The sequence below is a fragment of the Pseudomonas sp. B3(2017) genome, from assembly GCF_002113595.1.
GTDB classification, from domain to species: Bacteria; Pseudomonadota; Gammaproteobacteria; order Pseudomonadales; family Pseudomonadaceae; genus Aquipseudomonas; species Aquipseudomonas ekonensis.
Genome location: NZ_NEIU01000006.1, coordinates 327,753 through 340,559, shown reverse-complemented (window position 1 = coordinate 340,559; position 12,807 = coordinate 327,753). Strand labels below are relative to the sequence as shown.

General features: G+C 67.3%; 9 protein-coding genes. 6 read left to right on the top strand and 3 right to left on the bottom strand.

Going from position 1 to position 12,807, the window contains the following annotated elements; genetic code table 11:
- The 6 genes from CAG33_RS12010 to nagE form a co-directional block, all read left to right on the top strand.
- Positions 1–337: DUF6124 family protein (locus tag CAG33_RS12010; protein WP_085589448.1), on the top strand; the 337-nt coding region annotated here is incomplete at its 5' end.
- A gap of 395 nt (positions 338–732) precedes the next feature.
- The gene (locus CAG33_RS12005; RefSeq protein ID WP_085578874.1) at positions 733–1,464 is read left to right on the top strand and encodes a GntR family transcriptional regulator; all 732 of its coding nucleotides are present in this window, start codon (positions 733–735) and stop codon (positions 1,462–1,464) included.
- 26 nt (positions 1,465–1,490) lie between these two features.
- The gene (gene nagA, locus CAG33_RS12000) at positions 1,491–2,597 is read left to right on the top strand and encodes an N-acetylglucosamine-6-phosphate deacetylase (protein ID WP_085578872.1); all 1,107 of its coding nucleotides are present in this window, start codon (positions 1,491–1,493) and stop codon (positions 2,595–2,597) included.
- A complete protein-coding gene (locus CAG33_RS11995) occupies positions 2,578–3,600 on the top strand; it encodes an SIS domain-containing protein (RefSeq protein ID WP_139831430.1) in 1,023 nt (340 codons plus the stop codon). Before nagA ends, CAG33_RS11995 begins: the two co-directional genes overlap by 20 nt.
- Before the next feature lie 35 nt (positions 3,601–3,635).
- Positions 3,636–6,152, top strand: a complete 2,517-nt coding sequence (gene ptsP / locus CAG33_RS11990; RefSeq protein WP_085638527.1) for a phosphoenolpyruvate--protein phosphotransferase — start codon at positions 3,636–3,638, stop codon at positions 6,150–6,152.
- Positions 6,153–6,175: 23 nt separating this feature from the next.
- Positions 6,176–7,891: an N-acetylglucosamine-specific PTS transporter subunit IIBC gene (nagE, locus tag CAG33_RS11985; RefSeq protein WP_085578866.1), complete on the top strand. Its 1,716-nt coding sequence runs from the start codon at positions 6,176–6,178 to the stop codon at positions 7,889–7,891.
- A 25-nt stretch (positions 7,892–7,916) separates the two neighbouring features.
- Here the strand turns inward: nagE and CAG33_RS11980 are convergent, their stop codons facing one another.
- From CAG33_RS11980 to purL, 3 genes are all read right to left on the bottom strand, one after another.
- Positions 7,917–8,213 (bottom strand): hypothetical protein, encoded by a 297-nt coding sequence (locus tag CAG33_RS11980; protein WP_085578864.1) that lies wholly within the window; start codon positions 8,211–8,213, stop codon positions 7,917–7,919.
- 291 nt (positions 8,214–8,504) lie between these two features.
- Entirely contained in the window at positions 8,505–8,816 is a 312-nt protein-coding gene (locus CAG33_RS11975) for a YqfO family protein (protein WP_085578862.1), read from the bottom strand.
- A 4-nt stretch (positions 8,817–8,820) separates the two neighbouring features.
- Positions 8,821–12,717, bottom strand: a complete 3,897-nt coding sequence (gene purL / locus CAG33_RS11970; RefSeq protein WP_085578860.1) for a phosphoribosylformylglycinamidine synthase — start codon at positions 12,715–12,717, stop codon at positions 8,821–8,823.
- Positions 12,718–12,807: the final 90 nt, after the last annotated feature.

Genomic DNA, 12,807 nt, shown 5'->3' with positions numbered 1-12,807 from the left:
CCCCACCTCCCCCTACGAATCCCCCGACTCGCGCAAGCTCAACGAAGCCGCCGAGCGCGCCCTCGACCATTACCTCAACCCGATTGCCGTCCCCGGCTCTACGCTGAAGATCAGCAAGCTCTACGCCATCGCACCCGCCGCCGACAACGAGGAACTGCTGGCCGACGCCTGCGAGACCCTGACCTCGGCCAAGGTCATGGCCAACAACTTTGCGGGGCTGCTGGACGGTCAGCACCGGCATACGGCGCAAGGCATCGCACAGCTGATCATGCTCGGCGAACTGGCGGTGAACCGGGTGCTGGACAGCCTGGAGCTGAAGGCCGACGCGGCCCTTTGACCAGACGCAAAACCCTGTGGGAGCCAGCCTGCTGGCGATGGTGACGTATCAGCCGGTATCACATTCGACTGACCCACCGGTATCGCCAGCCTGCTGGCTCCCACAAAGACTCAGTCCTGCCACCGCTGGTCGTCTTCAAAAATATTTTTGATCGATCACCTTTCGCGACAACGCCTGCCGGGGTGATACCACTCGCCGGCGCAACACGGCCGCAGACGGCGATTTTTTGCGCCGGCAAGCCCACCTCTAATACCACTTGAAACCACCCCGCCCAAACACCCCGAATCCACTGGATTTATGGCCGATCCGGTGCGTTGACATGGTATTCAAGTGGTATTAGCTTCCGCCCCACAAGCGCACCACAACAACCCCAACCCGCGCCGGAAACCACCGCCATGAACGACCTCCACGCCCTGCGCCCCGACGAGGCCCAGCCGACGCCGCTGTACCTGCAACTGGCGCGCAACCTGGAAGCGGCCATCCATGCCGGCCAGTGGAAAGCCGAGCAGGCGATGCCGTCGGAGCGCAACTTAAGCGAGTCCTTGGGGATTTCCCGGGTGACCGCGCGCAAGGCCCTGGAAGTCCTGCTCGACCAAGGACTGATCCGCCGGCTGCAAGGCTCCGGCACTTTCATCACCCCGCGCCTCGAACAACCCCTGTCACGCCTGTCGGGCTTCAGCGAAATGCTCAGGCTCAAGGGTTTCGTGCCCAGCTCGCAGTGGCTGGAGCGGGACATCACCCTGCCGACCCACGAAGAACTGATCCGCCTCGGCCTGTCGCCCAACGACAAGGTGGCGCGGCTCAAGCGCCTGCGCAAAGCCGACGACACGGTGATGGCCATCGAGATGAGCACCCTGCCCGCCTCGATCATGCCCAAGCCCCAGGCCGTGGGCGATTCGCTCTACGAATACCTCGACGGCATCGGCAAGCCGATTGTCCGGGCGCTGCAGCACATCCAGGCGATCAACGCCTCTGACGAGTTCGCCGCGCTGGTCGGCATCGCCCCCGGCACCGCCATGCTGCTGATGACCCGGGTCGGCTACCTCGAAGACAACACGCCCATCGAAGTCACCGACACCTATTGCCGCAACGACTACTACGACTTTGTTGCAGAGCTTCGTCGATAAAAAGCTGCAAAACGAGAGATCCGAACATGTCCGAAGACAACATCCTCACCGCCCACGGCTGGGTCCGCGGCCGGCTGATCCACGCACACGGCAAGGTCGTGTCCATCGAGGGCGTGCCCTGCGATCCGGCCGACAACGACCTGCCTTACCTGCTGCCGGGCTTCATCGACCTGCACGTCCACGGCGGCGGCGGCAAGGACATCATGGAAGGCGCCGTGGCCTTCGAGACCATCACCAAGACCCACGTGCGCTTCGGCACCACGTCGCTGCTGGCCACCACCATGACCGCACCGAGCGCCGAGATCGCCAGCGTGCTGAAAGCGCTCGGCACGTTCTGCGAACAGCGGCCAAACAACGCCGCCCGGGTGCTTGGCGTGCACCTGGAAGGCCCTTACATCAACCCCGGCAAACTCGGCGCCCAGCCGAACTTCGCCCACACCGCGCTGATGGCCGAGGTGGAGCAATACCTGGCGCTGGCGCCAATCCGGGTGATCACCATCGCCCCGGAGATCGCCGGGCACGATGCGCTGATCCGCGCCTTGAGCGCCCGGGGCATCCGCCTGCAGATCGGCCATACCCTGGGCAGCTACGAGGAAGGCGTGGCGGCGCTGGAGGCCGGCGCCACCAGTTTCACCCACTTGTACAACGCCATGAGCCCGCTGCATCACCGCGAACCGGGGATCGTCGGCGCGGCGCTGGCCCACGCGAAGTTCGCCGAGCTGATCCCGGATCTGCTGCACGTGCACCCCGGTGCGATCCGCGTGGCCCTGCGCTCGATCCCGTGCCTGTACTGCGTCACCGACTCCACCGCCGCCGCCGGCATGCCCGACGGCGAGTACAAGCTGGGCAGCCACACCGTGACCAAGTGCCTGGGCGGCGTGCGCCTGCCGGACGGCACCCTGGCCGGCAGCACCCTGACCATGGATCAGGCCCTGCGCAACCTGGTGAAGATCGGCCTGCCGATCGCCGAAGCCTCGCAGCGCCTGTCGCAATTTCCCGCCGACTACCTCGGCATCACCGAACGCGGGCGCCTGCAACCGGGGGCCTGGGCCGACTGCGTGCGGCTGGACCGCTCGCTCACACTGACCGCCGTCATGGTCGAAGGAGAAGACATTGACTTCAAAAATGCTTGAAGAGGCGCTGTCCTCGCATGAAGCCGTGCAGGCGCAACTCAATCAGCTCGACGCAGCGATGACCGAGATCGCCGGACGCCTGCGCCGTCAGCCGCCGCAGGTGGCGATGACCGTGGCCCGCGGCAGTTCCGATCATGCGGCCAGCTACTTCGCCTACCTGACCATGCAGCAGCTGGGCATTCCGGTGGCCTCGCTGCCGATGTCGGTGGTGACCATGCAGCAGGCGCCGCTCAAGGTCAGCGGCCAGGTGGCGTTCGCGTTTTCCCAGTCGGGCCAGAGCCCGGACCTGGTCAACAGCCTGCGCCTGCTGCGCAAGCGCGGCGCCCTGAGCATCGCCATGGTCAACGCCGAAGCCTCGCCCCTGGAGGCCGCGTGCGAGTTCAGCCTGCCGTTGCTGGCGGGCACCGAAAGCAGCGTCGCCGCCACCAAGAGCTTCATCGCCACCCTCAGCGCCAGCGCCCGGCTGATCGGCCACTGGAAAGAGGATCCGGAACTGCTGGACGCCCACAATGCGCTGCCCGCCGGCCTGCGTGAGGCGGCGAAACAAGATTGGACCGTGGCCGTCGACGCCCTGCGCGACTGCGAGCGCCTGATGGTGATCGGCCGCGGCGCCGGTTTCGCCATCGCCCAGGAAGCTGCGCTGAAGTTCAAGGAAACCTCGGCGATCCAGGCCGAAGCCTTCAGCAGCGCCGAAGTGCGCCACGGCCCGATGGCCCTGATCGACGAGAACTACCCGTTGCTGGTGTTCGCCCCCCGCGGCGCCGAGCAGGCCGGCCTGCTGAGCCTGGCCGCCGACATGCGCCAGCGCGGCGCCCGCGTGCTGCTGGCCGCGCCGGACGACGTGCTCGAACGCGACCTGACCCTGACCCGCGCCGAGCACCCGGCCCTGGACCCGATCCTGGCCATCCAGAGCTTCTACGTGATGGCCGCCGGCCTGGCCGTGGCCCGGGGCATGGATCCGGACCAGCCGCGTCACCTGAGCAAAGTCACGCGCACCCACTGAGTCCGAACCGAACGTTTTCCTGATGAGACCGAGCCATGCACAACAACAATAAAGAGCTGACCTTAAGCGCCCCGCTCAGCGGCCCGGTGCTCACGCTCGCCAAAGTCCCGGACGCGGTGTTCGCCGGCGGCGCGATGGGCGACGGCATCGCCATCGATCCGCTGAACGACACCTTGCACTCACCGTGCGCAGGCGTGGTGATCCATGTCGCCCGCACCGGCCATGCGCTCACCGTGCGCGCCGACAACGGCGCCGAACTGCTGCTGCACCTGGGCCTGGACACGGTCGAGCTGCAGGGCGAAGGTTTTTCCGTGCTGGTCAAGGAAGGCGCCCGGGTGAGCAAAGGCCAGCCGCTGTTGCGCTATGACGTGGACAAGGTCGCACGCCGCTGCAAGAGCCTGGTGAGCCTGCTGATCCTGACCAACAGCGAGGATTTCCAGGCCCGGCCGATCACCCTCAAGCACGTGAAGGTGGGCGAGCCGCTGCTGCACATCATCGCCCGCACGCCTCAGGCGGCGAACACCGAGGAGCGTGAGGGCCCCGAGGTGCGCGCACAGGTGCGGGTCGCCCACCGCGGCGGTCTGCATGCGCGCCCGGCGGCGCTGGTGCGCCAGACCGCGCAAGGGTTCCAGAGCCGCTCGCAACTGCACTTCGCCGGCAAGTCGGCGCCGTGCAACAGCCTCATCGGCCTGATGGGGCTGGCCGTCGGCGAACAGGATGAGGTGCAGGTGAGCTGTCAGGGGCCGGACGCCGACGCGGCGCTGCAAGCCTTGATCGCCGCGCTGGCCACTGCCTTGCCGGAGGACCGACACGCCGCCGTGGCACCGGCCAGCCACTCCGCCCCCAAGCGCCCGGCCGAAGCCGGCGTGCTGCAAGGCGTATGCGCCGCCCCGGGGCTGGTCGACGGCCCCCTGTTCAAACTCAATGCCATCAGCCTGCCGCCCGACGCCGGCGGCCATGATCCCGCCGGCCAACGGCAAGCCTTCGATGCGTCCCTGAACCAGGTGCGCCAGGAGATCGACGTCACCCTCGCCCAGGCCAAAAGGCTCGGCAACACCGACGAAGAAGCGATCTTCGCCGCCCACCTGGCGCTGCTGGAAGACCCGGCCCTGCTCGACGCCGCTGCGCAGGCCATCGACGGCGGCAGCGCCGCGACCCATGCCTGGAGCCAGTCCATCGACGCGCAGTGCCAGGTGCTGCAACAGACCGGCAGCGCGCTGCTGGCCGAACGCGCCAACGACCTGCGCGACCTCCGGCAGCGGGTGCTGCGCGCCCTGCTCGGCGAGGCGTGGCATTACGACGTGCCCGCCGGCGCCATCGTCGCCGCCCACGAACTGACGCCTTCAGACCTGCTGCAACTGAGCGGCCAAGGCGTGGCCGGGCTGTGCATGGCCGAGGGCGGCGCCACCTCCCACGTGGCGATCCTTGCCCGGGGCAAAGGCCTGCCCTGCCTCGTCGCCCTGGGCGCTGCGCTGTTGGATCAGGAGCAAGGCCAAGCGGTGGTGCTGGATGCCGACGGCGGCCGTCTGGAGTTGGTGCCGGGCGCTGAGCGTCTGGCGCAGGTCGGGCAGATCCGCCAGGAGCGCCAAGAGCGCCGTGCCGCCCAACAGCTGCGCGCCCACCAACCCGCCGCGACCTTCGACGGCGTGTCCATCGACGTGGCGGCCAATGTCGCCTCCAGCGCCGAGGCGGCGGACGCCCTGGCCAACGGCGCCGACGGCGTCGGCCTGCTGCGCACCGAGTTCCTGTTCGTCGACCGCCACACCGCGCCGACCGAAGAGGAACAGCGCGCCGCCTATCAAGCCGTGCTCGACGCCATGGGCGACAAGCCGGTGATCATCCGCACCATCGACGTCGGCGGCGACAAACAGCTCGATTACCTGCCGTTGCCGCCGGAAGCCAACCCGGTGCTCGGCCTGCGCGGCATCCGCCTGGCCCAGGCCCGCCCCGAGATCCTCGACCAGCAATTGCGCGCCCTGCTGCAGACCCGCCCGCTGGAGCGCTGCCGGATCCTGTTGCCGATGGTCACCGAGGTCGACGAGCTGCTGCACATTCGCCGGCGCGTCGATGCCCTGTGCGGCGAACTGGGCATCGCCCGGCGCCCGGAGATCGGCGTGATGATCGAAGTCCCCGCCGCTGCGCTGCAAGCGGAACAACTGGCCGAGCACGCGGACTTCCTCTCCATCGGCACCAACGACCTGTCGCAGTACACCCTGGCCATGGACCGCGACCACGCGGGCCTCGCCGCGCGGGTCGATGCGCTGCACCCGGCGCTGCTGCGGCTGGTCGCCATGACCTGCGCAGGCGCGGCGGTGCACAAGCGCTGGGTCGGGGTCTGCGGCGCGCTGGCGTCGGATCCGCTGGCGACGCCGGTGCTGGTCGGGCTGGGCGTGCGCGAGCTGTCGGTGAGCCCGGTGCAGATCGGCGAGATCAAGGACCGCGTGCGTCAGGTGCAAGAAACCGAATGCCGACGCCTCGCCCACGACCTGCTCAAGCTGAGCAGCGCCGCGGCGGTGCGCCATGCCTGTCATCAACATTGGCCGCTGCGCTGACAACAACAAAAAGGACAAACGCCATGTACCAACTCTTCATCGAAGGCCTGCAACGCCTGGGCCGCGCCCTGATGCTGCCGATCGCGATCCTGCCGATCGCCGGCCTGCTGCTGCGCCTGGGCGACACTGACCTGCTGAACATCGCGATCATCCACGACGCCGGCCAAGTGATCTTCGCCAACCTGGCGATGATCTTCGCCATCGGCATCGCCGTCGGCTTCGCCCGCGACAACAACGGCACGGCGGGGCTGGCCGGGGTCATCGGCTATCTGGTGATGGTCTCGACCCTCAAGGTGCTCGACCCGAGCATCAACATGGGCATGCTTGCCGGGATCGTCAGCGGCCTGATGGCCGGCGCGCTGTACAACCGCTTCAAGGACATCAAGCTGCCGGAGTACCTGGCGTTCTTCGGCGGACGGCGCTTCGTGCCGATCGTCACCGGGTTCGCGGCGGTGGGCCTGGGCGTGCTGTTCGGCTATATCTGGCCGCCGATCCAGCACGGCATCAACGCCTTCGGCAGCCTGATGATGGAAAGCGGCAGCTTCGGCGCGTTTGTGTTCGGCGTGTTCAACCGCCTGCTGATCGTCACCGGCCTGCACCACATCCTCAACAACATGGCGTGGTTCGTGTTCGGCAACTTCACCGACCCGGCCACCGGGGCGCTGGTCACGGGCGACCTGTCGCGCTACTTCGCCGGCGACCCGAAGGGCGGCCAGTTCATGACCGGCATGTTCCCGATGATGATCTTCGGCCTGCCCGCCGCGTGCCTGGCCATGTACCGCAACGCCCTGCCGGAGCGGCGCAAGGTGATGGGCGGGATCTTCCTGTCGATGGCCCTGACCTCGTTCCTGACCGGCGTCACCGAGCCCATCGAATTCGCCTTCATGTTCCTCGCCCCGCTGCTGTACCTGCTGCATGCGCTGCTGACCGGGCTGTCGATGGCGATCACCAACGCGCTGAACATCCATCTGGGCTTCACCTTCTCCGGCGGCTTCATCGACATGGTGCTGGGCTGGGGCAAGTCAACCAACGGCTGGCTCGTGGTGCCGGTAGGGCTGGCGTATGCGGTGGTGTACTACGCCGTGTTCGATTTCTGCATCCGCCGCTTCAACCTGAAGACGCCGGGCCGTGAGGACGCGGTCGCCACGGACAAGGCGGCGATCGGCGAGAACGAGCGGGCCGGGGCCTACATCAAGGCGCTCGGCGGCGCTGCCAACCTGCTGACCGTCGGCGCCTGCACCACCCGCCTGCGCCTGGAGATGGTCGATCGCGACAAGGCCTCGGACGCTGACCTGAAGGCGCTGGGCGCCATGGCCGTGGTGCGTCCGGGCAAGGGCGGCAGTCTGCAGGTGGTGGTCGGGCCGCTGGCCGACAGCATTGCCGATGAGATCCGCCTGGCGATGCCGGCCTCCGGCTCTGGCCGGATGGCCGCTGCGGCAGCGGCCGTCGAGGCCCCCAGGCCCGTGGCCGTGGCCCCCGCTGAAGCCCTGCAATGGCTGGATGCCGTGGGCGGCAGTGACAATGTGCTGCAGCTGGACTGCATCGCCCTGACCCGGATCCGCCTGCAACTGGCCGACGGCAAAGGCTTGTCCGAGATCCGCCTGAAGGAACTGGGGTGCCTCGGGGTCAGCCAGTTGGAGGACGGCGTCTGGCATTTGCTGGCCGGGGAACGGGCGCCGGGCTTGAGCAAGGCGATCGAAGCGCTGGTCAGCCGCAGCGAGGTCAGCGCAAGGGTCTGAACCGGCGGCGCTCAGGTGCGGTGCATCACGGGGAAGCCTTGACGACGAACGGCCTGGCCGGCGAGGCGCCCGTCGCGCTTTTCGCGGTCACGCTGTGCCGCCCCGCATCGAGCCCGGACAGACGGCACGACCACAGCCCGTTGATGCCGGCAAAGGCTTTCCCGGCCAGCACCTGGTTGTCGAAGATTCTGATGAGTTCGCTTCTGGCGCCGGTGCCATGGACGGTCACCACCGAGCGCAGGACTGCGTCCCCGTGCCCGATCTCATTGCCGTTGACGTCCTTCACCGACGTGATGGTGGGTGCCGAATGATGTGAAGCCATCACAGAGCTCCTTCTGGCCGACGTAGAGGAACGTCCATCAGACACGCTAACCGGCGAATGCGCCACTGTCAGAAATTACAGGTCGCCGGCTGAAGCCGGCCGCCGCGTCGCGATTTCAATCTGGACATCGCCTTCGCCAGACAGATCCATGAGGGCCCGATGCGCCCGCAACCTGAACCCGAGAGGCCTGACAGCCTTACGCCAGCCTCCATGGGGATCCGACCTTTGCCGCAGCAACAAAAACCCGCTGAACGGACGTTCAGCGGGTTTTTCGTTTCGACCGCCAGAGGATCAGAAATCCTCCAGCCGCCACACCTCATAGGCCGGTGTCTCGTAGGGATGGCTGCCCTTGAGCGCCGCGACGGCGGCGTGGATCAGGTCATCCGCCACCACCAGCTCGACTTTCCATTCCTCGACCGTTTCAACCTGGCCCACCTGCCCGATGAACGGCCGGCTGCCGTCCAGCGCACGGAACTGGCCCCGGCCCAGCACTTGCCAGGCGCAGCTGTCGTACTGGCCGATGCGCCCGCCGCCGGCTGCGAAAACGGCGGTTTTCACCGTTTCCACATGGCTGTCGGGCACAAAGAAGGCGAGCTTGTGCACGGCCTCAGTTCACCCAGACGCGGGCGTTGCGGAACATGCGCATCCATGGCGCGTCTTCGTTCCAGTCGTCCGAACGCCACGAGTTCTGCACGGCGCGGAACACGCGTTCCGGGTGCGGCATCATGATCGTCACGCGGCCGTCGCGGCTGGTCAGGCCGGTGATCCCGCGCGGCGAGCCGTTCGGGTTGGCCGGGTAGGCTTCGGTGACCTTGCCGTGGTTGTCGACGAAACGCATGGCCACGCAACCGGACAGGTCGGCTTCGAGCAACGCCTCTTCGCTTTCGAATTCGGCATGGCCTTCGCCGTGGGCGATGGCGATCGGCATGCGCGAACCGGCCATGCCCTGCAGGAAGATCGAGTTCGACTCCTGGACCTGGACCATGGCCACCCGCGCCTCGAACTGCTCGGAACGGTTGCGCACGAAGTGCGGCCAGAACTCGCTGCCCGGAATCAGCTCGTGCAGGTTGGACATCATCTGGCAACCGTTGCACACGCCGAGGGTGAAGCTGTCGTTGCGCTCGAAGAAGCCCTGGAACGCGTCGCGGGCGCGGCTGTTGAACAGCGCCGACTTGGCCCAGCCTTCGCCGGCGCCCAGCACGTCACCGTAGGAGAAGCCGCCGCAGGCCACCAGGCCCTTGAACTCGTTCAGGTCGACGCGGCCGGCGAGGATGTCGCTCATGTGCACGTCGATCGCGCTGAAGCCGGCACGGTCGAACGCCGCCGCCATCTCCACCTGACCGTTGACGCCCTGCTCACGCAGCACGGCGACTTGCGGGCGGATGCCTTTCTTGATGTAAGGCGCGGCGATGTCCTGGTTGACGTCGAAGCTCAGCTTGACGCTCAGGCCCGGGTTGTCCTCTTCCAGCAGCGCGTCGAATTCCTGGTCGGCGCAGTCGGCGTTGTCGCGCAGGCGCTGGATCCGGTGGCTGGTCTCGGCCCACTGGCGCTGCAGCAGGCGGCGCTGGCCTTCGAACACGGTCTGGCCGTTGAACACGATGTTGACCTGGCCGTTGTTGATCGGCTGGCCGATCACCGACACGCAGTCGCCAAGGCCAGCGGCGCTGAACTGGGCGAGGATGTCGGCGGTGGCGTCCTGGCGCACCTGGATCACGGCGCCCAGCTCTTCGTTGAACAGGATCGCCGGGATTTCCGCCGCGGATTCGGCGACGCTGTCCAGGTTCAGGTTCAGGCCGCAGTGGCCGGCGAAGGCCATTTCCATCACGGTGGTCAGCAGGCCGCCGTCGGAGCGGTCATGGTAGGCCAGCAGGTGACCGTCGGCGTTGAGGCCCTGGATCACCGCGAAGAAGGCCTTGAGGTCTTCGGCGTCGTCGACGTCCGGCGCCTGCTTGCCGAGCTTGGCGTGCACCTGGGCGAGGATCGAGGCGCCCATGCGGTTCTGGCCGCGGCCGAGGTCGATCAGGATCAGGTCGGTGGTGCCCTTGTCCATACGCAGCACCGGGGTCAGGGTCTGGCGGACGTCGAGCACCGGGGCGAAACCGGTCACGATCAGCGACATCGGCGAGGTGACGGTCTTGTCTTCGCCGTTGTCCTTCCAGCGGGTGGCCATGGACATGGAGTCCTTGCCCACCGGGATGGTGATGCCCAGCTCAGGGCACAGCTCCATGCCGACCGCCTTCACGGTGTCGTACAGGCGGGCGTCTTCGCCCGGATGGCCGGCGGCGGACATCCAGTTCGCCGACAGCTTGATGTCGGACAGCTTGCCGATGCGCGAGGCCGCGAGGTTGGTCAGGGTTTCGCCGATGGCCATGCGGCCCGACGCCGGAGCGTCCAGCAGGGCCAGCGGAGTGCGCTCGCCCATCGCCATGGCTTCGCCGGTGTAGACGTCGAAGCTGGTGGCGGTGACGGCCACGTCGGCCACCGGCACCTGCCATGGGCCGACCATCTGGTCGCGGGCCACGAGGCCGGTGATGGTGCGGTCGCCGATGGTGATCAGGAAGCTCTTGCTGGCCACGGCCGGGTGATGCAGGACGCGCTCGATGGACTCGGCGACGTCGAGGGTCGACGGATCGAAGTCATCGCCCAGCTCAGCCTCGCGGGCCACCGAACGGTGCATGCGCGGCGGCTTGCCCAGCAGCACTTCCAGCGGCATGTCCACAGGGCTGTTGCCGAAGTGGCTGTCGGTGACGGTCAGTTGCGGTTCGGCGGTGGCTTCGCCGACCACGGCGAACGGGCAGCGCTCGCGCTCGCAGATCGCCTGGAAGCGATCGAAGTCGGCAGGGCCTACGGCCAGCACGTAACGCTCCTGGGACTCGTTGCTCCAGATTTCGTGCGGGGCCATGCCCGGCTCGTCGTTCGGGATGTTGCGCAGTTCGAAGCGGCCGCCGCGGCCGCCGTCGTTGACCAGCTCAGGGAAGGCGTTCGACAGGCCGCCCGCGCCGACGTCGTGGATGAAGCTGATCGGGTTCTTGTCGCCCAGCTGCCAGCAGCGGTCGATGACCTCTTGGCAACGGCGCTCCATTTCCGGGTTTTCCCGCTGCACGGAAGCGAAGTCCAGGTCCGCCGAGCTGGTGCCGGTGGCCATGGAAGAGGCCGCGCCGCCGCCCAGGCCGATCAGCATCGCCGGGCCGCCGAGCACGATCAGCTTGGAGCCGACCACGATCTCGCCCTTCTGCACGTGCTGCTCGCGGATGTTGCCCATGCCGCCGGCCAGCATGATCGGCTTGTGGTAGCCGCGCACTTCGTCGCCGTGAGGCGTGGCGATCGACTGTTCGAAGGTACGGAAGTAGCCGGTCAGGGCCGGACGGCCGAATTCGTTGTTGAACGCGGCGCCGCCCAGCGGGCCTTCGATCATGATGTCCAGGGCGTTGACGATGCGCTCAGGCTTGCCGTACGGCACTTCCCACGGCTGTTCGAAGCCCGGGATCTGCAGGTTCGACACGGTGAAGCCGGTCAGGCCCGCCTTCGGCTTGGCGCCGCGGCCGGTGGCGCCTTCGTCGCGGATCTCGCCGCCGGAGCCGGTGGACGCGCCCGGGAACGGGGCGATCGCGGTCGGGTGGTTGTGGGTCTCGACCTTCATCAGGATGTGCACCGGCTCCTGCACCGCGCCGTAGCGGCGGGTCTCAGGATCGGGGAAGAAGCGGCCGGCCACGCTGCCGACGATCACCGAGGCGTTGTCCTTGTAGGCCGACAGGACGCCTTCGCTGTGCATCTGGTAGGTGTTCTTGATCATGCCGAACAGGCTTTTTTCCTGGCTCTCGCCGTCGATGTCCCAACTGGCGTTGAAGATCTTGTGACGGCAGTGCTCGGAGTTGGCCTGGGCGAACATCATCAGTTCGATGTCGTGCGGGTTGCGCTTGAGGCCGACGAAGGCGTTGACCAGGTAGTCGATCTCGTCTTCGGCCAGGGCCAGGCCCAGCTCGGTGTTGGCTTTCTCCAGCGCGGCGCGGCCGCCGCCGAGGATGTCGACGGCGCTCAGCGGCTTGGGCTCGGCGTGGCTGAACAGACCGGCAGCCTGCTCCAGGTTGCCCAGGACGATCTGGGTCATGCGGTCGTGCAGGGCGTCCGAGATCAGCTGCGCCTCGGCGTCGTTGAACTGGCCGGCCACGTAGAACGCGATGCCGCGCTCCAGGCGCTGGACCTTGCCCAGGCCGCAGTTGCGGGCGATGTCGCTGGCCTTGCTCGACCAGGGCGAGATGGTGCCGAAACGCGGCAGCACCAGGAACAGACGGCCGGTCGGCTCTTGTACCGGAACGCTAGGGCCGTATTTCAGAAGGCGCGCAAGCACCTGCTGTTCGTCGCCGGTCAGGACGCCGGTGACTTCGGCGAAGTGAGCGAATTCAGCATACAGGCCACTGACAGCCGGAACCTTCTGGCTCAGTTGCTCAAGGAGTTTGCTGTGGCGAAAGGCAGAAAGGGCAGGAGCGCCGCGCAGGATCAACATCTTCGGGACAGCCTCGGGAAGGGGTGTGCTTTGAGGCCGTGCATTCTAGCCTAAAACCGCCTCCAACATCACCCGAAACGCTACACACGG

Coding starts and splice junctions, on each gene's coding strand:
- CAG33_RS12005 (WP_085578874.1), top strand. CDS start 733: ATGAACGACCTCCACGCCCTGCGCCCCGACGAGGCCCAGCCGACGCCG.
- nagA (WP_085578872.1), top strand. CDS start 1,491: ATGTCCGAAGACAACATCCTCACCGCCCACGGCTGGGTCCGCGGCCGG.
- ptsP (WP_085638527.1), top strand. CDS start 3,636: ATGCACAACAACAATAAAGAGCTGACCTTAAGCGCCCCGCTCAGCGGC.
- nagE (WP_085578866.1), top strand. CDS start 6,176: ATGTACCAACTCTTCATCGAAGGCCTGCAACGCCTGGGCCGCGCCCTG.
- CAG33_RS11980 (WP_085578864.1), bottom strand. CDS start 8,213: ATGGCTTCACATCATTCGGCACCCACCATCACGTCGGTGAAGGACGTC.
- purL (WP_085578860.1), bottom strand. CDS start 12,717: ATGTTGATCCTGCGCGGCGCTCCTGCCCTTTCTGCCTTTCGCCACAGC.